Origin of the sequence: Egbenema bharatensis FJBBOT/2019 (assembly GCF_048077055.1) — a bacterium.
GTDB classification, from domain to species: domain Bacteria; phylum Cyanobacteriota; class Cyanobacteriia; order Elainellales; family Elainellaceae; genus Egbenema; species Egbenema bharatensis.
Genome location: NZ_CP182236.1, coordinates 1,570,958 through 1,595,057, shown reverse-complemented (window position 1 = coordinate 1,595,057; position 24,100 = coordinate 1,570,958). Strand labels below are relative to the sequence as shown.

Sequence of the window (24,100 nt, the reverse complement as noted above, 5' to 3'; positions counted from 1 at the left end):
TCAGTAAACTAGGAATCCAAATTGAATAACCTGAAATTCTTGTGGGGTGGGCATCTTGCCCGCCCAGTCAAACAGATAGGACGATTGACAGGTGATTTAATTCATGATCCTAGCCATCACCCAAAGGCAAAGCCGGTATTGATGAGTCGGGTCAGGAATGCCCCGGCCATTTTCCGTTGCGCCCCGGAACAAAATTCGCCTGCTCTGCCCCAACAACGGTTGCTCCCGAAGCTGCCGTAGAGTTTCGCAAACCACAAAGATAGGGCTACCCCATTTTGAGGGCATTCTAAATCTAGTCTTTGTGGGTGATCTGCGGAAATATCCCAGGAAACCCCCTCGATCGCCCAAAATCTTGAGAGTATATGAAATAATCTCTATCTGATTAATTTCTTTAATGTTCTGAGTCCAACTTTGCTCACTAGAACTCAATCCTCGGAATGAGATCAACTTGTCCACTGAAGATCGTCCACAGGCAGCCTGTGTGATGCAGGAGTTTAGATAGGCATGGGTTTGCAAAAGGAGCCATCGAGCCATGAACGACAATTAGTTGCCCTCGGACGCACTCTTCAAGCTTTGCGGGAAGAGGAAACGGTTGATGGCCTGGTGAAGCTGACGCTGGAGTATCTTCAGACGGAATTTCACTATGCCTTGCTGTGGCTGGGACTGTACGAACGGGTCGAGCATCAACTGTTGGGCAAGGGGGGGATCACGCCGATGGGAGATCATTCCTTTTTGCGGCAGCGGATCAGCTTGAATCCGGGCGATCTGCTGGAGCAGGTGGTGATTCAACAGCGACCGATCGGAGTTCCAGATCTACGAGAAGAGCCAAGGGCAGGGGAATGGCGGAAAGCAGCCCAACGGTTCAACATTCAGGGCACGATGATCTTTCCTCTGCGCCATAAGGATCGGTGTTTTGGTGTGATTCTGTTGGGGTCAGCTCTGTGGGGAACCTCCCCCCATGCGGATGAGAAGGTGCGTTTGTCTCTGATTTTTGGGGGACTGGCGGAGGCGTTCTACCAACTGGAGATGGAGCAGCAGCGGCAGCAGGCTAAACGTCCAGATGAACCGCTTTTAAATCTGTTGTCCAAGCTGCGATCGCTCCCTTCTCTGAAGAAACGTCTGGAAGCCATTATTGATGAAACCCATCAATTTATTGCCCCTGCGCGCACTAATGTCTACTGGTATGAACCCCAACGCCGTTACTTCTGGCGACGGTTGGGCAACCGGGATAAGTCTGTCAACGCGACGGATAATCCACCGGATGTGGGGATTCCTGTTCAGGAGGTGATTGGCTTTTATCAAGCCCTGACGGGTGATCAGGTAGTGTCAATCGGGGAAGCCCTGAGTTCTTTGAAAACCGATGTCACAGGACGATTGATGCAGCAAATTCAAGCCCGATCGCTGATTGCTGCGCCGATTTTGTTTCAAGGAGAATTGCGGGGTTTTTTGGCGGTAGAAGGAACCGAAGCCCGCATCTGGTCGGAAGAGGAGAAAAACTACGTCCGGGGAGCCGCCCAACTGATTGCGTTAACTGCCCCCCTGGAGGAAATGGAAGAATCCATTCAGCAGGTGAAGCTAGATCAGGCTCTGACGGCAGAAGTCTCCCACGCCCTCTACAGCGAAGCGGACTGGCAAACGGCAATGAAACGCTGTGCAGAGCAGGTTTGTAGACGGCTTCAGGTCAGTCGGTTTCTGGTTTTGATGCATGACCCCGATCTGAAAAATTTTGAAATTTCCTATCAAATGCAGCCCAACAGCCGTCGTCCCCTGGTGTCGCCCCTGGATCATTTGAACCCAGTGGACTGGCAAATGCTGGAGCGCAGCACCGAGGCGATCGGGATTGAAAATCTAGAGGATGACCTGAAGCTGATGGCCTGGCGGCAGGCTTTTCTGGATCTGGAGGTGCGATCGGTGATGGTGTGTAGTACGGCGATCGGTCAGCCGCTGGAAGGGATCGTGATTGTGGGGAATGAGGCGGCGCGGAGTTGGAACCGGGTAGAGCGGGAGTTGCTGAAAGTGGTGAGCCAACAGGTAGGCTTACTGCTCCATCAACTCAACCTCCAGCGGCAAATGGATCAACTCCATAAAACCTACCAGTCGGTGCAGTGGGGGCTGACCAGTATGCAGCAAATGCATCAACTTGACAGTCTGGAACGCGCCGCCATGCAGCAAATCGCCCAACTGTTGCAGGTTCCCCTGGCTACCCTGATCATCTGGCAACCCGGACGCACGATGGGTAAAGTGGTTGCTCCAATCATCAGCAAATTACCCTTTGGAGTCCTGACGGAAAGCCCGATTCCGATCTATACCGATCTGCTGATTCAGTGGGCCCTTCAGACCGATGGATTGCTGACAGTTAAGGTGGAAGATCTCGCACCCGAAACGCGCCAGTGGTTGAATGGTGCTGAAATTGGGCAGGTGATGGTTATGACCCTCCGCACCGCCCCGGAACATGAACCAACCGGAATTGTCCTGATTGGGGATACGGGCGATCGCACCTGGACAGAAAATCAACTCAGTGCCTTTGGCATCCTATCCAGCCAACTGGCCTGGTGTCGGCGGTATCTGGTATTAACGGAATCCCTGATGGAACAGCGGGAAGCGTTGGAGCAACTGAATTGGTACAAGCAACGCCGATTGGAGGAACTCTACCGGGTTCTGGGGGTGGGAGTTCGCCGATTGAATGAATTGAGCCACCAGAAAGAGGCTCTGGCAAGTATGCGATTTCAGCAAATTCTGCGCCATTTGGGCAGCACCCTCACTAACATCACATCTGTTCTGAAACATGAGCAGTGGAAATTTCATAGCGACTACGAAACCATTCCCCTGGCTAGCCTGCTGAAGCGATCGCTGGAGCGAGTCGATGCGTTGATCAAACAGCGACAGCTCTGGTCACAGGTTCATAGCGAAGCCAATCTCAGCATTGGGGGCGACGTTGCCAAGATCGAATTTGTCCTGAACGAAATTTTAATTGCAGCCTGCCATCGTTCTCCCTCCGGCGGTCGGATCGATATCTGGTGTCGCCAAATGGATACTCGCTGGTTAGAACTATCGGTGACAGACGGTGGGGCGATCGAACAGCGGCTTGTCGATGAATTACAAATTGGGCGATCGGGCGATCTCCTGGCTCCTTCTACCCTGGATCAACCCCCCGGACGACATCTCGCCATCTGCCAGACCTTGATGCAAAAGCTGGGTGGTGAATTCAATCTATACAAGCTGGAGGATGGTAGAATCCTGAGCCGCTTGATTATTCCGATCGCTTCTGGGCTGTTGCCTTCGGGGAGGCAGGATAGTGAGGTCAGTAGCTTTTTGTAGAGTGAGGAGTGAGGAGTGAGGAGTGAGGAGTGAGGAGTGAGGAGTGAGGAGTGAGGAGTGGGGAGTGGGGAGTGAAGGGGTGGGGAGTGAGGGGGTGAGGAGTGAGGGGGCGATCGTTTGCAGGCAGGATGCCTGCGCTGCGGTTTTTTCCTGGTTTCTACTTTCTACTTCCTATTTTCCTCAACTCTTACCTCTATTCGATCGTTCCAGTCTAGCCGTAGTTGATGTCCGGCATCGCCGCTGTTGATGGCAATCTCGATCCAGCCGTGGCTGCCGATCAGGGCGAGGGGAGTACCGGGGGGAACGTCGCTGTAGGTTTTGTGTCCGGGAATTGATTGTCCGGGAATGGAGCGCTTGCTGATCTGGACTGACCAGGCTTTTCCCTGCACGAATTCTCCTGGAATGGTGGTGATGCTGTTGCCGAAGCGATCGATATGTTGAATCGTTCCAGTGAATCCGGTAGGGGTTGCAGTGCAGGGGGGAATGGGTTGTTGGAGCAGGGTGGCAGGGTCGATCGGGTTGCCGATCTGGGTGAAGGGAACGCCACTGGCAATGTGGGCGGCCACGGGGGCAAAAATATCTCGACCGTGAAAGGTGTTGCTGGGGTTGGGGACGCGCCAGTATTGGGGGGAATTCAGTTCAACTACGTGCAGAATCGGTTGCTGTAAAAATCCGGTAAAGATGCCATTGTCTGGGCCGATTAAGATCCCTGTTGCCAGTTGCAGGGCGATCGCTCGCCGCATGCCACCCACCCCTGGATCAACTACAGCGACATGAACTGTACCCTCCGGAAAGTAGGAATAGGCATTGAGCAGGTTAAACTGAGCCGCTGTGATGTTCTGGGGCGGGATTTCGTGGGTTAGATCGACGATCGTAATCTGGGGATTGATTTGGGCAATGACTCCCTTCATCACACCAACATAGACATCGTTCCAGCCAAAATCACTCAGTAGGGTCAGGATCGGGTAACTGGTCATAACAAATTCTGAACACAGTCGCGTTTCGACGATCGCCTGCAAGCGGTTTAAGTCTACCAGGATCGTCTCATCATCATTCTTAACACGATCAGTAGATCGAAAATGGATTGCATTCACGGCAACACCTGCGTTCGATCCCCCTAAATCCCCCTTAAAAAGGGGGACTTCAAACCTTTTTTGGTCTGTGCTGCGCACACGCTCCGCGAACGGTTCCCCCTTTTTTAAGGGGGGCTAGGGGGGATCTAAACAGGGTTTGCGACCCACTGACGATCGCTTTATTTCCCGGCAGGCAAGATACCTGCACTACACCCCACTCCTCACTCCTCACTCCTCACTCCCCACTCCTCACTCCCTTCATCCGGAATTCCCCTCTGAAACAGCGAAGTTACTAACAGAGTTGTTGTGAGCAGAGCGGCGATCGCGTTCTGCAGGGATGGAGTTTCAAGAGGGTAGGGTGTGCCATGATTGGTGTGCTGATCGACAGGCGGTACGAAATTGTTCAAGTGCTGGGCAAAGGTGCATTTGGGCAAACTTTTCTGGCGAAAGACACAAAACGGCCAGGGCATCCTGACTGCGTAATTAAGCAACTGCATTACTTCAGCAACAACCCGCAGGCTTTACAACACGCCCGTCGTCTTTTTAAGAAAGAGGCGGAAATCTTAGAGAAATTAGGCCACCATGACCAGATTCCAACGCTATTAGCCGATCTGGAAGAGGGGCAAGAATTTTATTTAGTCGAGCAATTCATCCCTGGACAATCTCTGGCCCACGAAATTGGGGCAGGCAAATCCTGGTCGGAAGCGCGGGTCAGCCAATTTTTGACAGAAGTACTGACGGTTTTGGCCTTTGTCCATAGCCAGGGGGTGATCCACCGGGACTTGAAGCCAGGAAACCTGATGCGGCGCGATACTGATGGCAAGATTGTCCTGATTGACTTTGGAGCCGTCAAGGAACTGGAAACCCAAATTGCCCAGGGGCAAAATGCACCGACGATCGCCATTGGTACACCGGGCTATATGTCCTATGAGCAGTTTAATGGGCAGCCGCAATTCAATAGTGATATCTACGCGCTGGGAGTGACTGCGATTCAAGCTTTGTTGGGACTCGCCCCCGAAGCTGTTTCTAGTTTGAAAGATCCCAGCAGCACTCCTCCTGGTGAACTCGTTTGGCGCGATCGACAACCCGTTTCCCCTGCTCTGGCAGATATTCTGGACAAAATGGTGCTGGCGGACTGTCGGCAACGCTATCAATCGGCCAATCAAGTCCTGTCCGATTTAGTGAATCTCGGAATGGATGGAGTCCTGGGCAGAATTCCTCCAACTCAACCGATCGCCTCTACCCTGGCTCCCACTCAACCACCTGCCTTCCAACGCCCCTCTGCCTCACCCACTCACCCCATCTCACCCACCCAACCCATCGCTCCTACCCAACCCATCACTCCCACCCCCTCCACCCGCCGCAAACGCTGGATGGTTGCAGGTTTAACTGCCGTCCTGACCCTGGGGGGAATCCTCTACAGTCAACGCCCCCTCATTGCCGAGGTGTTTTATAACCAGGGACGCGATCGAGCCAGATATGGTGACATTCGAGGGGCATTAGCCAACTTCGATCGAGCAATTCAAATTTTCCCGAACTATGCCGATGCCTATGCCCGTCGCTGTGGCAGTCGTTTGACCTTGAAGGATGATGAGGGAGCCAGGTCTGACTGTCAGCAAGCCCTGGATCTTGATCCCAATAATGCGATCGGACACCTGAACTGGGGCAACATTTACGCAGGCGAACGGGATCAGGTCAAAGCCAATGAGTTTTATACCCAGTCGGTGCAACTCAGTTCCCGTCTGATTCAGTTAGACTCCAGTGATGCCGATGCCTACTACTTCCGGAGTGCTGGCCGCTTCCGATTAGGGGACTACCGGGGGGCGATCGATGATGCAACTCAGGCGATCGATCTGGATTCGGAGTACGCCAATGCCTATGTCACCCGCTGTCAGGCTCACGGTCAACTCAGCGAGGCAGAACAGGCGATCGAAAACTGTCAGCAAGCGACGGAGATTAATCCCAACTTTTACGCCGCCTTTGCCAGCTTATGTAATCACCTGAGCAACGCCGGACGACACGAAGAAGCGATCGAAGCCTGCACCAGAGCCTTACAAATTAATCCCAATGATTCCCATGCTTATAACAATCGGGGGGTGGTTTGGGTGCGGTTGGGGAATTATCAAGCTGCCGTAGACGATTACCGTCAGGCGATGCAGCGGGATGCTAAAGATGCAGTGGCCCGTCACAATTTGGGAGATGTGCTGGCGATCCAGGGCGATCGACCGGGCGCGATTCAAGCCTACACTGAGGCGATCGAAATTAATCCGGATTTTGCGGCTGCCTATTATGGTCGAGGAATCCGCCAGGCTGAACTGGGGAACGATGCAGAAGCCATTGCTGATTTGCAAAAAGCGGCTGATCTCTATGCCCAACAACGTCGTCAGGATCGCGTTGCCGATGCTCGGTACCAGATGCGCCGGGTTCAGGAAGGGGCATTCCAGTTAGCCAGTGATACACCTGCCCAGCCTGCGGATTCGCCTGCAACCGATCCGCCTGCAACGGATTCTGGTTCAACCCCCTCCTCTGCGCCATCGTCCTCTCCCCGATCGACTCCCCGATCGACTCCAGTGGGCAACTCCTCTCCTTCCAGCCCTGCCAATCCTGTAGGCCAGGAACCCCCTCCCCCCTGCCAATCCTGTAGTCCAGGAACCCCCGTCTGCGCCGATCGTCCAGGAACCGCCTGCGCCGATCTTCCGTCCACCCCCACAACCTGGATCAGGATTCGTTGAGCCAGATCCTTACGTCCAGGAACCCCCGGTTCCCTATATCCACGAGCCGCCCGTCGAAGCTGATCCCTTTGTTCAGGAGCCACCGCCGCCGGTATATTCACCTGAACCACCGAGTAATTTGGATTTCACTGCACCAGAACCCAGTTCCTTTCTTCCGGAACCTGTACCCCTCCGCCAGGATTTTCCTGAACAGACTCCACTGCCTCAGGAGTGAGGGAAGGAAATCATCTATGTGGTGGTTCTGTCTTGGTGGACTGGGCGGGCAGGATGCCCACCCCACAAGAGTTGTGGTTGGTGAACTGGGTGGACAGGATGCCCACCCCACAAGAGCTTTAACTTGCAGTCCCTATCGCACAATTTCGACAGCTACTGTGCCCGAAAAGTCAGGAATGGGTGGGGCGGGTTTTGTAATGCGTACCCGTACCTGCTCCACACCGCCCAGGGCTAAAATCTGTTGGGCAATTTCCTCGGCCAACATTTCAATTAATTTAAATCGAGCGGTTTGCACCAGGGTTTTCACCGCCTGAATGCTCGATCGATAGTCAAAGGTATCTTCCAGGCGATCGCTCTTCCCAGCTTCGGACAAACTGCGCCACAGGGTCAGATCCACTTCAAACCACTGCCCCAGGGTTTGTTCCTCCGGCAACACCCCGACATAACCGTAGGCCCGAATACCCGTCACATGAATCGAGTCCATTACACCATACTCCCTCAGCAAAAGGATTCAAATATACCAGAACTCTTACAGGGTAGGATTTTACTCACCCAGTCCACCCACCCAAACTCTTGTGGGGTGGGTATCTTGCCCGCCCAGTCAACAACGTAAAACGACCAGATTCCTTAACCCCAACTAATCCAAATCCCGATGGGTAAACGCCTTCGCCTCTGACCCCGTGTAGGTAGCCGCGATCTGTCCCTGCCCCACCAGATGATACTTGTACGTGACCAATCCCTCCAGACCCACCGGCCTCTGGGGGGCATCTTTTGGGTACTAATCCCCACCTCAGCCCCGAACCCATAGCGGAAGCCATCGGCAAAGCGAGTCGAGCAATTGTGAAATACCCCTGCTGCATCCACCTGGGCGATAAAGGTGTTGGCGGTCTGATCATCTTTCGTGACGATCGCCTCGGTATGGCGTGATCCGTAGGTGTTGATATGCTCGATCGCTTCCTCCAGGGAATCGACTATTTTAATTGCCAGGATCAGGTCGCTGTATTCCGTAGCCCAATCGGACTCTGTGGCTGGCTTCACCTGGGATGCATTTTCTGTGCCCTCAAGAATCTGAAGGGAAGCGGCATCGGCTCGCACTTCTACCGATCGATCGCCCAGAGCTGTTACAACTTTTGGCAGGAAATCAACTGCGATCGCCCGGTGAACCAGCAGCGTTTCGATCGTGTTACAGGCCGAGGGATATTGCGTCTTGGCATCAATGGTAATGGTCAACGCCTGATCCAGGTTTGCCGCTTGATCAACATATAGATGACAAATCCCATCCGCATGACCCAACACAGGAATCCGCGTATTTTCCTGCACAAACCGGACGAATGAATTGGAGCCGCGTGGAATGATCAGATCGACAAATCGATCGAGGCGCAACAGTTCCAGGGTTTCCTCGCGGGTCGTCAATAACCGCACCACCGCCGGATCAATTCCCGCCTGCACCAGTCCTTGATGGATCGCTTGCACCAACGCTTCACAGGATCGTACCGCTTCCTTTCCCCCCTTCAAAATCACCCCATTCCCCGACTTCACTGCCAACGCTGCAATCTGCATCACCGCATCGGGTCGCGCTTCAAAGATCACCCCCAACACGCCCAGGGGACAGGTGACCCGCTGAAGGATAAGACCCTGATCCAGTTCTCGATGAATTTGCCGCACGCCCACTGGATCGGGCAGTTCCGCTACATTGCGCACCCCCACGATCGCCGCCTGCAACTTACTGGCATCTAGCTTTAACCGCCCATACAGCGCCTTCGCCAACCCTTCCCGTTCCGCCACTTCACAATCTTCCTGGTTCGCTGCCAGAATCTTTGCAGAGGCCGCTTCCAATGCCGAGGCGATCGATTCTAACGCCTGATTTCGTTCCGCTGTGGACAGTACCGCCAGGTGACGAGAGGCTGCGCGGGTTTGTTGAGCCAGTTCAGAGAGGGGGAGGGAGAGGGATTGCGCTGTCATGGGAGTAGGACTGAGGACTGAGGACTGAGGACTGAGGACTGAGGACTGAGGACTGAGGACTGAGGACTGAGGACTGAGGACTGAGTGGAAAGTAGGAAATAGGAAGTAGGAAATAGGAAGCAGGAAAAGCTTTAATTCCGCCTTCTGTCTTCCGCCTTTAAATAACCATTCTTTATCTAATCATAGTTGTTGAGTTGTTCCAGCTTCAGGAAGGGAGATTAAATCAACTGAAATTCTTGTGGGGTGGGCAGCGTTTCGATGGCTCGAGTGAGCGTTCGACTGAGCTCACGCCGAAGGGCTCAAGCGTTCGACCGAGCTCACGCCGAGATCCGAAGTCTTGCCCGCCCAGTCAGCAAAGTAGAGTTGCTATACAGGTTGTTGAATCAATCTCCTCCCGAGATGGGCTGAGGGTAGATTTCAGTTCCTGCTGAAATTGCTGTAATTACTCTGGGAAAAACTGTTGATCTAATATTTGTTCCATGCTGTAAGGACATTGACCGGGAAAGGTTTCTAGCCCTGTCTGCTGGATGGCAAGATTGACTCCTCGCGGGTAGGAAAAATTCAGAGCTTCAGGAATATGGGGTTTAAGGCTGGGATTGTCTTGCAGTAGTTCAATCAGTTGTAAACGCTGTTCGCGGATGGTGGCTTTCCAACTGGTGCTGCGATTTGCAGATTGGTATTGCCATTTCAATAAATGTCCCAGTAAAATTGCCAGTCGATTTCGTAGCTCCTGTCGTTCTCGTTTCCCCAAACTTTCAATTTCCTCTGCCAAATTTTCCCAGTCTAGCTCATCTGCTCGATGCTGCTTCAGCAACCCAGCTTGCTCCTTCGTCCAGGCGTAAAAGTCGCGGTTGTAGGTCAAATCGCCCTCCAGATCGTCATGACTGCTTATTTGAGAACTTTTTCTCAGTGCGTAGCGATCCAAACAACTCAAATTCAGTTACTCATTCTATCCTTAATAGAATCCCTTCAACCAGGAGTAATGGTTCATGCCCCTCGATCGCTACTACACACTGGGACGCTCTGGTTTAAGAGTGAGTCGGCTTTGCCTCGGTACGATGACCTTTGGAACCGAATGGGGTTGGGGAGCGGATGAAGAGACGGCCCGCCAGCTTTTTAATACCTATGTGGATGCCGGTGGGAATTTTGTGGACACTGCCGATCTCTACACCAATGGAACCAGCGAAACCTGGATTGGTCAATTCATTGCAGAACGAAACTTGCGCGATCGCATTGTCCTGGCGACCAAGTTTTCCTACAGTGCCGACCCCAGCAATCCGAATGCCGGAGGAAACGGACGGAAGAATATCCTGCGAGCGGTGGAAGGATCCTTGAAGCGGTTGGGAACTGATTATATTGATCTGTACTTGCTTCATACCTGGGATCGGATTACCCCGGCCGAGGAAGTGATGCGAACCCTGGATGATCTGGTGCGATCGGGTAAAGTGCGCCATGTTGGATTAAGTGATACACCCTCCTGGTATGCTTCTCGCTGTCAAACCCTGGCGGAATGGCGGGGCTATGAACCGATCAGCACTCTCCAGTTGGAGTATTCCCTGGTGGAACGCAGCATTGAGCGCGAGTTTGTGCCGCTGGGACTGGAACTGGGGATGGGTATTATGGTCTGGAGTCCGCTCGCCAGTGGGTTATTAAGCGGCAAGTATCGCCCCAGTGAAGGGGTTCTCAATGCTGATGGGCGGCTGGAAATGATGAAAGATAGCCAAAATTCAGCCTTTCAAAAATTTAGCGATCGCAACTGGAAGATTGTTGCGGAGTTAGAGTCCGTGGCGAAGGAATTGGGACATAGTATGGCGCAAGTTGCGGTGAATTGGACAGCGAATCAACCGGGGATTGGTTCTGTGATTATTGGCGCAACCAAACTTTCCCAGTTGGAAGATAATCTCAAGTCCCTGGATTTTGATATTCCGGCGGAATTACTCGATCGTCTCAACGCTACCAGCCAGCTAGAAACTCAATTTCCCTACAGTTTCTTTGAGTCCACCCATCAAATTATGATTCATGGTGAGAAGCCAGTTACGACAAAGCCGATCGGTTATTATCCGGTGGGTTGATTTTAGGAGTGAACCCAAATTCACTGGATGAGTGAATGAGATAAACATTCACTAATTTCAGTAGATCATAAACCTTGTTTAGATCCCCCCTAGGGTGGGCACTGCCCACCAAACCAGTCAGCGTTGAGTCAGTACCATCCAACTTTACCTCCCCCAGCAAGATTCCTATGGCCAAACCCGTTGTTCTAACCGTCGATGATGATCCAGAAGTATTACAAGCCGTGGCGCGAGACTTGCGGCATCAGTATGGCGATCGATTTCGTATTGTTCGAGCCGATTCGGGGTTATCTGCCCTGGAGGTGATTCAGCAGCTTAAATTGCGAAACGAAACAGTTGCGCTGTTTTTAGTTGATCAGCGGATGCCCCAAATGGGGGGAGTGGAATTCATTGAACAAGCCAGGGAAATTTTTCCGATCGCCAAACGGGTATTGCTCACGGCCTATGCCGATACCGATGCGGCCATTCAATCCATTAACAGTGCCCGATTGGACTACTACCTGCTGAAGCCCTGGGATCCGCCGGAAGAACGGCTCTATCCGGTTCTGGATGATTTGCTGGATGATTGGCTGGCGAGTTTCCGTCCGCCTTTCGAGGGGATTCGGGTGGTGGGAAATCGCTGGTCGCCGCTATCTCATCAGGCAAAGGACTTTTTGGCGCGTAACCAGATTCCCTACCAGTGGCTAGATATTGAACTGGAATCGGAAGCAGCGAAACTGGTGGAATACGCTGAAGCTAACGGCAGGCAGCAATTACCTCTGGTACTCTTTCCCGATGGCTCCCGATTGGTTCAACCCTCCAATCTAATGATTGCGGAAAAGATTGGACTCCAGACCCAGGCAGAGCGTCCTTTCTATGATCTGGCGATCGTCGGGGGTGGGCCGCAGGGTTGGCGGCGGCGGTTTACGGAGCATCGGAAGGACTCAGCACTGTCTTAGTGGAGCGGGAAGCACCGGGTGGGCAGGCGGGTTCTAGCTCTCGGATTGAAAACTATTTAGGGTTTCCTGTGGGTCTCAGCGGCAGCGATCTCTCCCGGCGGGCAGTGACTCAAGCGCGACGCTTTGGGGTGGAAATCCTGACTCCGCAAGAGGTACAGTCTGTCCGGCTACAGGATCCCTACCGGGTGCTGCAACTGACGGATGGCAGTGAAATTAGCTGTCATGCCCTGCTGGTGGCAACGGGGGTTTCCTATCGGCGGCTGAATGTTCCTGGAGCGGAGCAACTGACTGGAGCGGGGGTTTACTATGGGGCAGCCATGACCGAGGCGATCGCCTGTAGTGGAGAAGAGGTTTATCTGGTGGGAGGAGCCAATTCCGCCGGACAGGCAGCCATGCACTTTTCTAAATATGCCAGTCGAGTCGTGATGCTGGTGCGGGGAGACTCGCTGGCCACCAGTATGTCTCAATACCTGATCGATCAGATCGCGTCTACTGCCAATATTCAGGTTTGTACGGGGTGCAGTGTGACTGAGGTGAAGGGCGTGGATCATCTGGAGGCGTTGACGATCGCCGACAAAACCGGAGAAACCGAAACCGTTCCGGCTCGATCGCTGTTTATTTTCATTGGAGCCAGTCCCAAAACCGATTGGCTGGCGGGGATTGTGGAGCGGGATGCCCAGGGGTTCATTCTGACGGGCGCAGACTTGCTTCAAGAGGGACAGTTACCACGAGGCTGGGCTCTGGATCGGCCGCCCTTCTTGCTCGAAACCAGCGTTCCCGGTATCTTTGCCGCAGGTGATGTGCGCCACGGCTCGGTGAAGCGCGTTGCCTCTGGCGTAGGGGAAGGATCGATCGCAGTTCAGTTCATTCATCGTTACCTGGCCAAGGTCTAGTGGGAGGAGTCGGTCATGCTTTGTATTGAAGATTTGCTGAATCTCGATCCCTTTCGCTATCTGCCGCCGGAGCGGTTGGAGTGGGTTTGCGAGCGGGCCCAAATTATTAAACACCAGCCGGATGAGGTAGTTGTGCAGGAGGGAGAACCAGCGCGAGGTTTGTTGATTTTAGTCATGGGTCAAGTCGGCATTACTCGGCGGAGTGAAGGAATTGAGATGCCGATCGGCCAGCATACCGCCCCCTCTTTCTTTGGGGAAATTCCAATCTTAACGGGGGAACTCGTGCCCGTGACGATGCGGGCCATCACTGCCTGCAAACTTTACCAGGTGGATGAAGAAGATTTCCTGAAATTGCTGCACGAATGTCGGGCATTTGAGCGAGGCATCTTCCGCATCCTGCACCAGCGAACGCGAGGGCTGGAGTCCTTCATTCGGGGACGGGAAAAAATGGCGGCCTTGGGAACCCTGGCGGCAGGATTGGCCCATGAACTGAATAATCCGGCAGCGGCTCTGGTACGGGGACTGCGGGAATTGCCAGCGGCAGTGCTGGAACTACAGCGAATGAACCTGGTCTATGGGCAACGTCAGGTGGATGAAGCCCATACGCAGCAATGGCTGAAGCTGCGGGATGCAGGTTACGAGGTGATTCTGAACGATCGCCTGGATCCAGTGTCTCTGAGCGATCGGGAAGAAGCCCTGCTGGACTGGCTGGAGGATTACGGGGTCGAGCAGGCGTGGAAGCGAGCGACTCCCCTGGCGGAAGCAGGAGTTGAAATTGAAAGTTTGGAGCAACTGATGGCGCGATGGCGTGATGACCCGACTGAACTCCGGGAAATGGGCATCCACTGGTTGGCGCTGTCCTTTGAGGTGATGTCGATGATCAAGCACGGGCTACGGGGCGCGGAACGGATTTCTGAACTGGTACAGGCGATGAAATCGTACTCCTATCTAGATCAAGGTGTTCGGCAAGAAGTAAGTTTACATCAAGGGATTGAGGATACTTTGCGGATGTTTTCCAACAAGCTGAAGCAAGGAATTACAGTCGAACGCGATTATGATCAAACAATGCCAAAACTCCTGGCCTACGGCAGTGAGCTGAATCAAGTTTGGACAAATTTAATCGACAATGCGATCGATGCTATGAATGGCAAGGGAACGCTGAAGATCATCACGCGACAGTCAAACCAGTTTGCTCAGGTTGATATTATTGACTCTGGTAGTGGAATTCCTCCAGAGATTCAGTCTCGAATTTACGAACCATTTTTCACTACGAAAACCGTCGGTCATGGATCAGGGTTGGGATTAGAAACCACCCGTCGGATTGTCGAAAATCGGCATCATGGCACGATCGCCCTGGAGTCTCAGCCAGGAAAGACACGGTTTACCGTTTGCCTGCCGTTATCCCCTTAGTGTTCCGTTACAGTGCTTGCCGAAATGTTTTAACCGCACCCGAAAAGTCTGTTTCAGCCATCAAAATACACCGCTGTAAAACATCAATCTTCAGATCCTCCAGTCCGGGTAACTCACTGCGATCGATGCATTGATACCCCGTTTTCCGTAGATGGTAAAGCGTGAAGGTGCCGTCTTCCCAAAACCAGACCTCAGGAACGCCAAGAGCCTGATAGCGATCGAGCTTGCCAATGCCACCACTGGTAAAAACCACTTCGATCGATAAATCAGGGATGGATTTTGATTCACCCAAACAATAAGACTCATCTGCCTGAACGGATGCCACCCCCTCCCGCTCCTGATCCTTTTGCCGGGTGGGCACAAAGACGATCCCTCGCTCCAGCAAAAAAGTGGTGACTAAGTAGCCAATGATGTGGGCAAAAAATTCGTGGGTTTCTCCTGGCATCCGAATCTCAATCATGCCATCGTAGTAAGCTAACCGCGCTCCAGGTGACTCTCTTAAGCCCTGCTGAATCAGCTTGAAACTCTCCCAGGAGCCAGGAAGGGTCAGGATGCGATCGGGAGTTTTGTTGAGCAGTTGAGCCATTGCAAATGCCCTACTCTGGCTGGAGTCATGATGGTTCTATCATAAAGCTTCCCTTTTGAAAGTGAAAAGGCTCTTCTCTGTAGAATAGGAGTAACAGAATAGAAGAAACTTTGATCGCCTTGCCTATCCAGGCATTCGTCTATCCAATGCACCATGACTTCCACCAAAACCCTACTCACCTTCGATGAATACCTTGCCTACGACGATGGGACAGACACCCGGTATGAACTGGTGGATGGAGAACTTGTAGCCATGCCACCCGAATCACCAGAAAATAATGCTATTGCTAGAGGGCTATTGGTTGAATTGTTGAAGTATTTTCCCTTAGCTTTAGTAGCGCATAAGGATACAGAAGTTGAAGTGAGTGGTCGTCGCGCTCGATGCAGAATCCCAGATTTGCTGGTGCATACGGAAGAATCTGCCGCTGCTTTGGTTGGAACAAACCGGGCCACCATTACCCGCGATATGCCTCCTCCGGCACTGGCGATCGAAGTTGTGAGTCCTGGGGAAGCAAACCGGATTCGGGATTATCGCTACAAACGGACTGAATATGCGGCACGGGGCATTGCCGAATACTGGATTGTAGACCCGGAAGCCCATCAGGTGACGGTTTGCCAGTGGGTGGAGGGACAGTACGAAGATACCGTTGTGCGGGAAGACGAAGCGATTCGTTCTACAGTGGTTCCAGCCCTGGAGCTAACGGTGAATCAACTTTTTGCTTTGGGAATGCAAATTTAATAACTTGAAATTCTTGTGGGGTGGGCATCTTGCCTAGCCAGTCACTAAAACCTGAACCTCTTGTGGGGTGGGCATCTTGCCCGCCCAGTCAACAAGGCAGAATGATTACAGGTTGTTTGATCCACGATCCTTGGGTCAGTAAACCTACTCCATTGGGAGGTCGTCGCCAGATCTACGAGATCACCCCTTTCACCGCATTCTGAATTGCCTGCCGCTGTTCCGCATCATAGCCCCATCGATCGAGAAATAGTTGGTATTCGCCCTGTCCAGTCACCGTACTTTCGTGGAGTTTTTGCGCTTTCTCTGCGACATCGGGAAGTTGGGTGAGTTGGATCAGCTGCACGGTGCGGCGATTAACGCGATCGGAACCCTGGGCCATTGCTTCATTCTGGTTGCGTCGATGACTGATGGCCATTCCTGTAGACATGGCTAAATTTTTCACCAATAGTTCTGACACAATCTCTGGAGAAGACTGGAGGGCTGCCACCACGGCAGGAGACGGCTGATCCACAAACGATCGATCGTCCGTCAGGTAGGTGACAAAGAATCCCCTCGCTCCATTTTCGCTACTGACCAATTGGGCGATCGCGCTTTGGATCTCCGCTTCCGTGAAGTCTCCTTGCTCCATGTATTGCATCAGTGATTGGGTCACTTCGATCGCCTGCTGAAAGGTAATTCCTTCGGGAATAGTGAGTGCTTCAGACATGGTTCCAGTTTTAGATTTTGGATTTTGGATTGATTGTTTAACTTAGTTCCAGTTGATGCGGTGGGGACATCCCATTGATGTAAATTAAGCGATTTCCGTAGCGCAGGCATCTTGCCTGCCGGTGAGATATTCGTAATGTAAATGCAAAATTGGGATATACCCGATGCGTTGTGCTTTGCATTGTAGACAGTTTCGTTCCGAATGGGGGTTTCGATCGTGGAAGATCATGACTGCGCGATCGCGGTTCTGGTTTGATTGGCAGGGTTTTGGTTTCATGGGCAGGGTTCTGGTTTGATTGGCAGGGTTTTGGTTTGATTGGCAGGCAAGATGCCTGCGCTACGGGGTTTTTCCGACTCCTGGCTCCTGACTCCTGACCCCTGACTCCCCTACCGCTTCATCCGATCGAAACAGTTTCACAAATCCCTGGGTCAAAATGTGCGATAGCAGACCCATTGGCCCGGCAAACAGACAGAGAATGAGGGAGTGGGCCGTCCAGATGCCTGTGCGTTGCCCTTCCCAGTAAATCCAGCGGCCGACGAATAAATCCATGACCAGAAAATGCACCCATCCCGTCAGCATCACCTTTTCCTGGCTGAACAGGCGAGCCAGATCTGCTAAACCCAATTGCGGATTAGAAAAAGCTTCAGCCGTTTCAGGGTCAACACTGTTGATGAATAGGTAAACATACAGTCCTGCCAGGGCTGCGAAGGGTATCAAAGAGTTCATCACCTTCCGGGTCATTCCCCAGTTGGGTAGAAAGATCATCAGTATCCAAAAGGGGAGGACAAACAGATTTCCAATGTTGAACAATAGGTTAAGGCTCATGAATCGGTGCGGTTGCTAGCGGGTTTCCCTCTGCATTGTGCCATTCCTTTTTGAATCGAGCAATTTCCAGCCGTCTAACCGGAGATGCGATCGTGACCATGTGGCTTGAGGCAACCTTCACTGTTCTGTTAGGCATTTTGGCATTTCGATGGGGCAATCGAATCGGTCGCTTTCTGCTGCGAAAGGGAGCAACAGCAGATAATTTGTTTAAGGGAAAGACCGCAGTGTCTATGGCATTTTTGGGGCTGTACATTGCGGTGCTGTTACTGGCGTTGTATGTGCCGCAGTTTCAGGGATTGCCGATCGAATGGCGCGTCTATGGCATGCAGGTGACGTGGACATTGATGCGGGTGATTCTGCTGGGGTTCTGCGGGTTAGCCTACGTCATCACCTGGAATACAGCGCGGATGCAAGTGTTTGCAGTGTTCCTGTTAGGGCTTCTAGGGTTGGGCGGGTTTACTGCGGCCGAAGCCTATTTTTTAGCTCCTATCCACGCTTCGCTCCATGACAACCTGTTATCAACTGGAATTTATCGACAAACCTCAAACAGCAGTTGCGCTCCGTCTGCCCTGGCAAATGTGCTGCGGCAATGGGGCATTGAGGAGGCGACGGAATCGAGTGTGGCGCGGTTAGCTGGAACAAGTCGATTGGGAACCTCTATGCCTCAGGTGATTGTGGCGGCTCAGGGGTTTGGTATGGATGCGATCGAACTTCATCCCACCTGGGAGCAGATGCGGCAAATTAACCGTCCGGGTGTGCTGGCCAGTTGGCTCCTTTCCGATGTGGGCAAAAATGCCCATGCGATCGCCCTGCTGGGAATGACGGAGGATACGGTGATTATTGCCGATTCTGCCTTTGGCGAAATTTTTGCCGTTCCCCAATCTCAGTTCGAGCAAATCTGGCGGCAAGAATACGTGCCCATCTTCCCCCATATGGATGTATTCTTAACGTCAGTTGAAGCAGCTCAGTACTTACATCGGTTGGGCTATTTACCGAAATCCGCGATCGAGTCTTTCGATCGAATCTCCGGTCAATTTAAGTCTGCGTTGCAGCAATTTCAGCAAGACATGGACGTTAAACCCACCGGAGAGCTAAATCCTGAAACAGCATTGTTGTTGATGGGGCCGTTTTTGTCAGAAGGCCCGACCTTGGAAATGTGGAGTCAGGAGGAAATCGGGAATCCGTAGCGCAGGCATCTTGCCTGCCAGGTATGGTCCATTTGTAGCACAGGTATCTTGTCTCCTGATGTGAAAAAGCAACGAGAAAGGAAAATGAAGCGAGTCGGATCGATCGCCTTGACGGTATTGGTATCTGGATTATGGTGGGTGTTGCTGTGGGTGAGTGCTCCAGCCGTGGCAGCCGATTTAAAGCAGGGAGCGCAGGTGTTTGAGGTTCACTGCGTGGGTTGTCATGTGAATGGCGGAAATATTGTCCGACGGGGCAAGAATCTAAAGCTGAAAACGCTTCAGCGCAACGGGTACGATTCGATCGAAACGATTTCTCAACTGGTGGCCAACGGGAAGGGCCTTATGTCTGCCTATGGCGATCGATTGTCGGACACTGAGATTGAAAGTGTGGCGGCCTATGTGCTGGATCGGGCAGAACAGGGCTGGAAATAGGATATATCAGTAAGATGTATCTTCTTATCTTCGTCTTGATTTTGGATAGAGCCAGAATCCCAGAGCCTTACTGAGCCAGGGCATGACTGGATACGTCAACAACCCTGAGACAAAAATCACTGAGATGAACAAAGCCAACAGGGGTGGTAGTCCCGTCAGCAGTGGTTCCAGCAGCCAATTCGCCAGCAAAATTAGCGGGTAAACGGCCAACACACCCAATATTACTTTTTTGTAGTAGGGCGGAGAAGGCAGAGGCGATCGCCCCTCCAGCCGGGATTTAGGTAATGTAATCCATAGCTCCAGTCCACTCGGTAACTGCTGCTCAGAACGGGCAGAAATTAGTCCATAGGATTGGTTCATCCAGTGTCGATAGGTGGGCGACATCATCCAGTTGCGCAATTCGCTATAGGTTCTAAACTTAACAATCACGACGTACTCAGGATGATCATGCTCACGGGGGCGAATCACCTCAACCCCCATAAAACCTTCAAACTGACTGGCATCGCGGTTAATGCCTTTTGCCCAGGCTTCATAGGCAGGTATTTTGCTGGGTTCAACCACTTCCGAAATGACCAACGTTACTGGGCCAGATTGCTGCTGAATCTCTTTCATACTTTATGGCATCACCACCACTGGAGTTCCCAACTGAACCTGTTCATACAATGCTTGAACATCCTCATCATACATGCGTAAACAACCGTGGGATACATCTTGTCCAACTGAATTCCGATCGGGTGTACCATGAAATCCAATTTTGTTGTAATTGTCTGACCAAAAGCCAATCCAGCGGGTGCCCAAAGGATTTTCTGTTCCAGCTCCCATTCGTTCTCTGGTAATAGGATGCGTCCATGCCGGATTTTGCAACATTTCAAAGACCCTGAATGTCCCAGTTGGTGTTTCCCAGCCTGCTTTACCGATCGCCAGGGGATAACTCGCCTGAATCGTGTCTCCATGATAAAGGTGCACCCGACGTTCTCCTAATTTAACCACCAAACGCATCGCATCGGCATCCCGATCGGGTACAGCCAGTTGGGGAGCGTTCGTCAGTTCATCCGGAGCTTCACCAAAGGATTCAACGTATTGCTGGCAGGTTGCTTTTGCACCTCGTGCAACTGGAGTATTGGGCGATCGCAAAACCGGGTGATACTGCAAACGATGGCAAGCCGTTTCTAACCAACCGCGCCAATTAGCCTGCCAGACGCGCACTTCACCATTTTGCCCTAAACTCACGATCGTTTCATTATTGGGGCTGAAGGCCAGAGATTGAATCGCTGCTGCATGCCCAATAAAAGGTAGCCCGATCGGTTCTCCCTGAGCATCCGATAACCGAATTTGCCCATCTGCACTACCGCTAATCAGGCGAGTTCCATCAGCATTGAACGCGATCGATGTAATTGCAGCTGTATGGTGCTGAGTGGTTGGTGTCACCCGTCCCGTTCTGAGATTCCACCGATAGAGTTGCCCATCCTCGGAACCGATCGCAACCGTCCGCTGATCGGGGCTAAAGGTGGCAATCCGGCTGTTCAGGGAATGGCAGGTGGATGGACGCAGTGAATCGTTCTTAATTTGCCAGAGACAGGTCTGGGGTTCTACATCTCCACCTCCGCTCAAAAGCCACTGCCCGTTGGGACTAAACACCAGGAATTGAGCCGATGGATTTGCGGTTACTGTTCCCAGCGGTTGACCATTTCGATTCCACAGTTGAATATTTCCTGTAGAACCTAAGCTTGCAAGATATTGTCCATCTGGGCTAAATTGAATCGCCCGCATCGCTTCATTACTCTGAAGTAAAAAGCTTCCGATTTCTTCCCCTTTTCGATTCCAGAGACTTACCTTAATCTGGGCTTCTCCTGCCGTTTCGATCGACTTTTGCAGAACCACCGTTTCCCCCCGATCGGTGAAAGTAATCTGGCTAGAACTTTTCGCTGAATCATCCGATATCTGCGCTAAAACATTCTGTCCTATATCCTGAATCCGGATCGTTTCACCACTTTGAAGGGCGATCGTTTCCCCATCTGGACTCAGTACAGTCTGCTCTACCGAATTCCCCATCCACTGTTGTAAATGGTATTTCGTCAACAACGTCCCATCCCACACATCCCACAGCCGCACCGTGCCATCCTCTCCACCAGAGGCGATCGTTTTACCATCTGCGCTGAAAGAAACCGTGTTCACCGCTCCCCGATGGCCAATGAGCGATCGGGCGGGAAACTGTCGATTCTCAGCCACCAGGGGCAGCAGTTGTACAGAACCATCCTGATTTCCCCTGGCAATTATTCCGTTATCAGGACTGAGTGTAGCCGATCGCCCGGTGTCGGTTTCTCCCAGAAGAAACTGATTCCACTGGTTTGCAGCCACATCCCAAACAAAGGCCTGCTGCCGATTGTGATCTTGACTGATAATACGCTGACCACCCTGATCTAATTGCAGCGAGTTGACCTCAGCTCCTGCCCATAGCCGTCCCTGCAAATCGCCCTTCGTATCCCATAGGGTGATATTTCCATCAGCTCCACCACTGACAATGCTGCCGCCATCAAATGCTACAGTTCCAATGCCACCTGCCTGCCGGGGATACAGGTTAGCAATCCATTCTCCGCCAGCATTCCAGAGCTGCACTCGTCCATCAAAGCTACGGCTAATCACCCTTTGTCCATCGCTGCTAAACGCTGCCGAGATCCAGTTTCCCTGCTGCTCCGAAAGTTGATAGCCAGAATCGTCCTGCAACTGCCAAAACTGCACTATGTCGTCTGCGGATACGGGATTGCCCAACACAGCCGATCCATTGGGACTGAAAGCAATTGAGCCGATCGCCTCACCGTTGCCTTGCAGGATCTGAGTTTGCACTTGCCGTGGATCAGGGAACTGCTCCCACAGATAAATTTGTCCCCCTTCCCCAGCCGCCGCGACCCGCTGATCAGGTGCAAAGGTTGCCGTGTAAATCTGTCCAGCCTGCTCAAACCGATTCCGTTCCCTGGCATTCTGCACCGCATTTAATAAGCTGGATTCTACTTCAGGCAGCATTTTCCAGGGTAAGCGATCGCGGTTTTGTCCGGTTGCTTGAATCGCAGTGACTAGACTCTCAACGGGTGCAGATTGCAGTAATTGGTCTGCTTGAGCAACACTCTGCCGCAATTTTGCCTGCTGGCTGGGCACAAAACCAATCAGAACGATACAGCCGATCGTCAGACTGATCATCGCAACCATCCTGCGGAGAGTGCGAACCCATTTAGAACTGCGCTGAGGCGATCGGGAAGGACTGGCAGATTGCAGATTGTAGGAAACTTTGTGGGGCGATCGAGAACGGTTTTGATATGATACTTTGCCCAGCATAATGAACAAACTCCAGATTTAATAAAATGGATCAAACCCGAAGGGGAGAAATTGTCTTCGGGTTAGAAACACATTGGGAACTACCATCGAGCCGGTGGGGCGTAATAGTAATATTCATCCCCATAGATTCTTTCAGTAACTCGTGACGTTTCTGTATGAGAAGTATTGGTGATTTCTGTATGAGTTGAAGTTGTGTCAATCCGGGTGAATGCCCAGACCATCAGCAAATTACTCAAAATACTTCCCAGCAGCAGGAGTCCGGTTAGCCCTAATAAAAACCGGGTCAGTTTTGGCAAGGAATCTGAGGGGACTTCTTTAATTTCATGAATATGAGTTTCCTTTGACTCCTTCTCACGAATCACTTCCGTACATTTCTCAGGGCACTTTGGATCTGGAGTCGGTTTGTCTGGCTTGCATGGTTCAGGTGTTTTGCAATCTGTCTGGCAAGGATTTTCCCGCCATTGGGGTTGTTTGCCATTCTTTTCAATTCGAGCAATACTACTGTTCATAATTAAATCCTCTCACTTGATTTGGTAAAGGTAAGTAGTAGAAAATTTCATTCTGTAGTTAACTTCAATAAACAGTTATAGGTTTCCACATTTAATTCAAAATAATTTTGATTTTATCTGTTTTCATTTGTCAGTCGCTGGAAAATAAAAGGACTCTTATTAATGCATAATAAGAGTCCCAATCTTGACACTAAAACATCTATTAATTAACTACTCAGCTAATTTCGAGATAGCCAATTTCTACTTTTATCCAATCATTCACTCAGTAAAGAAACTTCTCGCTTATGACCATTCTGAGGAATGCAGACGGGGTTGTTGGTTTTGACTTCAGGTTCTAACTTGATTTGAGGTTCCAGATCAATATGAATTTTTTCCCGTGCACAGGCTGACTTGGTAAAGATCTTAGGCTCTATGAAGATTGGTACAACGATCTTGACCGGTACAACATATTCACAAGCCTGCTCGTAGTAGTGGTCGTAGGAAGTTGGGTTAGACATGATTTTTCTCCTTGATCAATTGATCATGTGTGGGTCAACAGTGCGTAACTTGCTATTTTTACTCGTTATTCTGACTACTCGCTCAGTAAAGCAACTTCTCGTTTATGTCCATTCTGCGGAACACAGACTGGATGGTTGGCTTTTACTTCAGGTTCTAAGTTGATTTTGGGTTCCAGGTCAATATGAATCGTTTCCCGGGCACAGGCTGACTTGGTGAAGATTTTAGGTTCTACAAAAATGGGCACAACAAGCTTAACGGGCACAACATATTCACAAGCTTGAGCGTAGTAGTGGTCGTAGGAAGTTGGGTGAGACATGATTTTTTCTCCTTAATTAATTGATTGGTATTAGTTCAACAGGCTGTCACTCACGATTTGGGCTTGCTCTGCCGATTATTCAGTTAGCAAAGCAACTTCCTGAGGACAGTCAGCTTGGGGAACACAAACAGGACGATTGGCTTTAACTTCGGGTTCCAGGTTGATGCGGGGTTCCAGGTCAATATGAACTGTTTCCCGAGCGCAGACCGACTTGGTAAAGATTTTAGGCTCGACAAAGATGGGCACAACAAGCTTAACGGGCACAACATATTCGCAAGCTTGAGCGTAGTAGTGGTCGTAGGAAGTTGGGTGAGACATGATTTTTTCTCCTTAGTTAGGTTGATGAGTGACCTTGGTGAACTGCC

The 24,100-nt window shown here is 51.6% G+C and carries 20 protein-coding genes and 2 pseudogenes; 8 read left to right on the top strand and 14 right to left on the bottom strand.

Translation table 11 applies throughout. The features are described 5' to 3' along the window. Positions 1 to 96: 96 nt before the first annotated feature. The gene (locus ACM1PF_RS07485; RefSeq protein WP_416673703.1) at positions 97 to 285 is read right to left on the bottom strand and encodes a hypothetical protein; all 189 of its coding nucleotides are present in this window, start codon (positions 283 to 285) and stop codon (positions 97 to 99) included. 219 nt (positions 286 to 504) lie between these two features. On the opposite strand from ACM1PF_RS07485, the gene ACM1PF_RS07480 reads away from it, so the two are divergent. Continuing rightward, positions 505 to 3,318: a sensor histidine kinase gene (locus tag ACM1PF_RS07480; RefSeq protein ID WP_416673700.1), complete on the top strand. Its 2,814-nt coding sequence runs from the start codon at positions 505 to 507 to the stop codon at positions 3,316 to 3,318. 164 nt (positions 3,319 to 3,482) lie between these two features. Here the strand turns inward: ACM1PF_RS07480 and ACM1PF_RS07475 are convergent, their stop codons facing one another. Continuing rightward, complete coding sequence (locus ACM1PF_RS07475) at positions 3,483 to 4,295, bottom strand: SAM hydrolase/SAM-dependent halogenase family protein (protein ID WP_416673698.1); 813 nt, start codon at positions 4,293 to 4,295, stop codon at positions 3,483 to 3,485. A 461-nt stretch (positions 4,296 to 4,756) separates the two neighbouring features. On the opposite strand from ACM1PF_RS07475, the gene ACM1PF_RS07470 reads away from it, so the two are divergent. Continuing rightward, the gene (locus ACM1PF_RS07470) at positions 4,757 to 7,123 is read left to right on the top strand and encodes a protein kinase domain-containing protein (RefSeq protein WP_416673695.1); all 2,367 of its coding nucleotides are present in this window, start codon (positions 4,757 to 4,759) and stop codon (positions 7,121 to 7,123) included. A 346-nt stretch (positions 7,124 to 7,469) separates the two neighbouring features. Here the strand turns inward: ACM1PF_RS07470 and folB are convergent, their stop codons facing one another. The 3 genes and pseudogenes from folB to ACM1PF_RS07455 all read right to left on the bottom strand — a co-directional run bounded on the left by folB (position 7,470) and on the right by ACM1PF_RS07455 (position 10,160). Further along, positions 7,470 to 7,820 carry a dihydroneopterin aldolase gene (gene folB, locus ACM1PF_RS07465; RefSeq protein WP_416673694.1) on the bottom strand — a complete coding sequence of 117 codons (351 nt, stop codon included), beginning with the start codon at positions 7,818 to 7,820 and terminating at the stop codon, positions 7,470 to 7,472. Between the two features lie 153 nt (positions 7,821 to 7,973). Continuing rightward, positions 7,974 to 9,298, bottom strand: a pseudogene (locus ACM1PF_RS07460) (glutamate-5-semialdehyde dehydrogenase). A 442-nt stretch (positions 9,299 to 9,740) separates the two neighbouring features. Next, the gene (locus ACM1PF_RS07455) at positions 9,741 to 10,160 is read right to left on the bottom strand and encodes a DUF29 domain-containing protein (RefSeq protein ID WP_416673692.1); all 420 of its coding nucleotides are present in this window, start codon (positions 10,158 to 10,160) and stop codon (positions 9,741 to 9,743) included. A 127-nt stretch (positions 10,161 to 10,287) separates the two neighbouring features. Here ACM1PF_RS07455 and ACM1PF_RS07450 point away from each other — a divergent pair, with 127 nt between their 5' ends. From ACM1PF_RS07450 to ACM1PF_RS07440, 3 genes and pseudogenes are all read left to right on the top strand, one after another. Continuing rightward, the gene (locus ACM1PF_RS07450) at positions 10,288 to 11,370 is read left to right on the top strand and encodes an aldo/keto reductase (RefSeq protein ID WP_416673689.1); all 1,083 of its coding nucleotides are present in this window, start codon (positions 10,288 to 10,290) and stop codon (positions 11,368 to 11,370) included. A 167-nt stretch (positions 11,371 to 11,537) separates the two neighbouring features. After that, positions 11,538 to 13,198 (top strand): annotated as a pseudogene (locus ACM1PF_RS07445) (FAD-dependent oxidoreductase). A gap of 15 nt (positions 13,199 to 13,213) precedes the next feature. After that, positions 13,214 to 14,608: a sensor histidine kinase gene (locus tag ACM1PF_RS07440; protein ID WP_416673686.1), complete on the top strand. Its 1,395-nt coding sequence runs from the start codon at positions 13,214 to 13,216 to the stop codon at positions 14,606 to 14,608. 7 nt (positions 14,609 to 14,615) lie between these two features. Here ACM1PF_RS07440 and ACM1PF_RS07435 read toward each other — a convergent pair whose 3' ends face one another. Further along, positions 14,616 to 15,194, bottom strand: a complete 579-nt coding sequence (locus ACM1PF_RS07435; RefSeq protein WP_416673684.1) for a Uma2 family endonuclease — start codon at positions 15,192 to 15,194, stop codon at positions 14,616 to 14,618. A gap of 153 nt (positions 15,195 to 15,347) precedes the next feature. On the opposite strand from ACM1PF_RS07435, the gene ACM1PF_RS07430 reads away from it, so the two are divergent. Continuing rightward, the gene (locus ACM1PF_RS07430; protein ID WP_416673682.1) at positions 15,348 to 15,932 is read left to right on the top strand and encodes a Uma2 family endonuclease; all 585 of its coding nucleotides are present in this window, start codon (positions 15,348 to 15,350) and stop codon (positions 15,930 to 15,932) included. A 172-nt stretch (positions 15,933 to 16,104) separates the two neighbouring features. On the opposite strand, the gene ACM1PF_RS07425 is transcribed toward ACM1PF_RS07430, so the two are convergent. After that, positions 16,105 to 16,638 carry a hypothetical protein gene (locus ACM1PF_RS07425; protein ID WP_416673680.1) on the bottom strand — a complete coding sequence of 178 codons (534 nt, stop codon included), beginning with the start codon at positions 16,636 to 16,638 and terminating at the stop codon, positions 16,105 to 16,107. A gap of 336 nt (positions 16,639 to 16,974) precedes the next feature. Beyond that, positions 16,975 to 17,463 (bottom strand): ABA4-like family protein, encoded by a 489-nt coding sequence (locus ACM1PF_RS07420; RefSeq protein WP_416673679.1) that lies wholly within the window; start codon positions 17,461 to 17,463, stop codon positions 16,975 to 16,977. 50 nt (positions 17,464 to 17,513) lie between these two features. Here ACM1PF_RS07420 and ACM1PF_RS07415 point away from each other — a divergent pair, with 50 nt between their 5' ends. After that, positions 17,514 to 18,650, top strand: a complete 1,137-nt coding sequence (locus tag ACM1PF_RS07415; protein WP_416673676.1) for a cysteine peptidase family C39 domain-containing protein — start codon at positions 17,514 to 17,516, stop codon at positions 18,648 to 18,650. Between the two features lie 84 nt (positions 18,651 to 18,734). After that, positions 18,735 to 19,082 carry a c-type cytochrome gene (locus tag ACM1PF_RS07410; RefSeq protein ID WP_416673673.1) on the top strand — a complete coding sequence of 116 codons (348 nt, stop codon included), beginning with the start codon at positions 18,735 to 18,737 and terminating at the stop codon, positions 19,080 to 19,082. Between the two features lie 24 nt (positions 19,083 to 19,106). Here ACM1PF_RS07410 and ACM1PF_RS07405 read toward each other — a convergent pair whose 3' ends face one another. The 6 genes from ACM1PF_RS07405 to ACM1PF_RS07380 all read right to left on the bottom strand — a co-directional run bounded on the left by ACM1PF_RS07405 (position 19,107) and on the right by ACM1PF_RS07380 (position 24,053). Beyond that, the gene (locus ACM1PF_RS07405) at positions 19,107 to 19,694 is read right to left on the bottom strand and encodes an antibiotic biosynthesis monooxygenase (RefSeq protein WP_416673670.1); all 588 of its coding nucleotides are present in this window, start codon (positions 19,692 to 19,694) and stop codon (positions 19,107 to 19,109) included. 3 nt (positions 19,695 to 19,697) lie between these two features. Beyond that, complete coding sequence (locus ACM1PF_RS07400) at positions 19,698 to 22,412, bottom strand: L,D-transpeptidase family protein (RefSeq protein WP_416673669.1); 2,715 nt, start codon at positions 22,410 to 22,412, stop codon at positions 19,698 to 19,700. Positions 22,413 to 22,492: 80 nt separating this feature from the next. Next, the gene (locus tag ACM1PF_RS07395; protein WP_416673667.1) at positions 22,493 to 22,921 is read right to left on the bottom strand and encodes a hypothetical protein; all 429 of its coding nucleotides are present in this window, start codon (positions 22,919 to 22,921) and stop codon (positions 22,493 to 22,495) included. A gap of 254 nt (positions 22,922 to 23,175) precedes the next feature. Next, positions 23,176 to 23,418 (bottom strand): hypothetical protein, encoded by a 243-nt coding sequence (locus ACM1PF_RS07390; protein WP_416673665.1) that lies wholly within the window; start codon positions 23,416 to 23,418, stop codon positions 23,176 to 23,178. A 74-nt stretch (positions 23,419 to 23,492) separates the two neighbouring features. Next, a complete protein-coding gene (locus tag ACM1PF_RS07385; protein WP_416673663.1) occupies positions 23,493 to 23,735 on the bottom strand; it encodes a hypothetical protein in 243 nt (80 codons plus the stop codon). A gap of 75 nt (positions 23,736 to 23,810) precedes the next feature. Continuing rightward, positions 23,811 to 24,053 (bottom strand): hypothetical protein, encoded by a 243-nt coding sequence (locus ACM1PF_RS07380; RefSeq protein WP_416673661.1) that lies wholly within the window; start codon positions 24,051 to 24,053, stop codon positions 23,811 to 23,813. Positions 24,054 to 24,100: the final 47 nt, after the last annotated feature.

Excerpts from the sequence above, each read along its gene's own strand:
- ACM1PF_RS07485 (WP_416673703.1), bottom strand. The coding sequence starts at position 285 with ATGCCCTCAAAATGGGGTAGCCCTATCTTTGTGGTTTGCGAAACTCTA.
- ACM1PF_RS07480 (WP_416673700.1), top strand. The coding sequence starts at position 505 with ATGGGTTTGCAAAAGGAGCCATCGAGCCATGAACGACAATTAGTTGCC.
- ACM1PF_RS07475 (WP_416673698.1), bottom strand. The coding sequence starts at position 4,295 with ATGACCAGTTACCCGATCCTGACCCTACTGAGTGATTTTGGCTGGAAC.
- ACM1PF_RS07470 (WP_416673695.1), top strand. The coding sequence starts at position 4,757 with ATGATTGGTGTGCTGATCGACAGGCGGTACGAAATTGTTCAAGTGCTG.
- folB (WP_416673694.1), bottom strand. The coding sequence starts at position 7,820 with ATGGACTCGATTCATGTGACGGGTATTCGGGCCTACGGTTATGTCGGG.
- ACM1PF_RS07450 (WP_416673689.1), top strand. The coding sequence starts at position 10,288 with ATGCCCCTCGATCGCTACTACACACTGGGACGCTCTGGTTTAAGAGTG.
- ACM1PF_RS07440 (WP_416673686.1), top strand. The coding sequence starts at position 13,214 with ATGCTTTGTATTGAAGATTTGCTGAATCTCGATCCCTTTCGCTATCTG.
- ACM1PF_RS07435 (WP_416673684.1), bottom strand. The coding sequence starts at position 15,194 with ATGGCTCAACTGCTCAACAAAACTCCCGATCGCATCCTGACCCTTCCT.
- ACM1PF_RS07430 (WP_416673682.1), top strand. The coding sequence starts at position 15,348 with ATGACTTCCACCAAAACCCTACTCACCTTCGATGAATACCTTGCCTAC.
- ACM1PF_RS07425 (WP_416673680.1), bottom strand. The coding sequence starts at position 16,638 with ATGTCTGAAGCACTCACTATTCCCGAAGGAATTACCTTTCAGCAGGCG.
- ACM1PF_RS07420 (WP_416673679.1), bottom strand. The coding sequence starts at position 17,463 with ATGAGCCTTAACCTATTGTTCAACATTGGAAATCTGTTTGTCCTCCCC.
- ACM1PF_RS07410 (WP_416673673.1), top strand. The coding sequence starts at position 18,735 with ATGAAGCGAGTCGGATCGATCGCCTTGACGGTATTGGTATCTGGATTA.
- ACM1PF_RS07405 (WP_416673670.1), bottom strand. The coding sequence starts at position 19,694 with ATGAAAGAGATTCAGCAGCAATCTGGCCCAGTAACGTTGGTCATTTCG.
- ACM1PF_RS07400 (WP_416673669.1), bottom strand. The coding sequence starts at position 22,412 with ATGCTGGGCAAAGTATCATATCAAAACCGTTCTCGATCGCCCCACAAA.
- ACM1PF_RS07395 (WP_416673667.1), bottom strand. The coding sequence starts at position 22,921 with ATGAACAGTAGTATTGCTCGAATTGAAAAGAATGGCAAACAACCCCAA.
- ACM1PF_RS07390 (WP_416673665.1), bottom strand. The coding sequence starts at position 23,418 with ATGTCTAACCCAACTTCCTACGACCACTACTACGAGCAGGCTTGTGAA.
- ACM1PF_RS07385 (WP_416673663.1), bottom strand. The coding sequence starts at position 23,735 with ATGTCTCACCCAACTTCCTACGACCACTACTACGCTCAAGCTTGTGAA.
- ACM1PF_RS07380 (WP_416673661.1), bottom strand. The coding sequence starts at position 24,053 with ATGTCTCACCCAACTTCCTACGACCACTACTACGCTCAAGCTTGCGAA.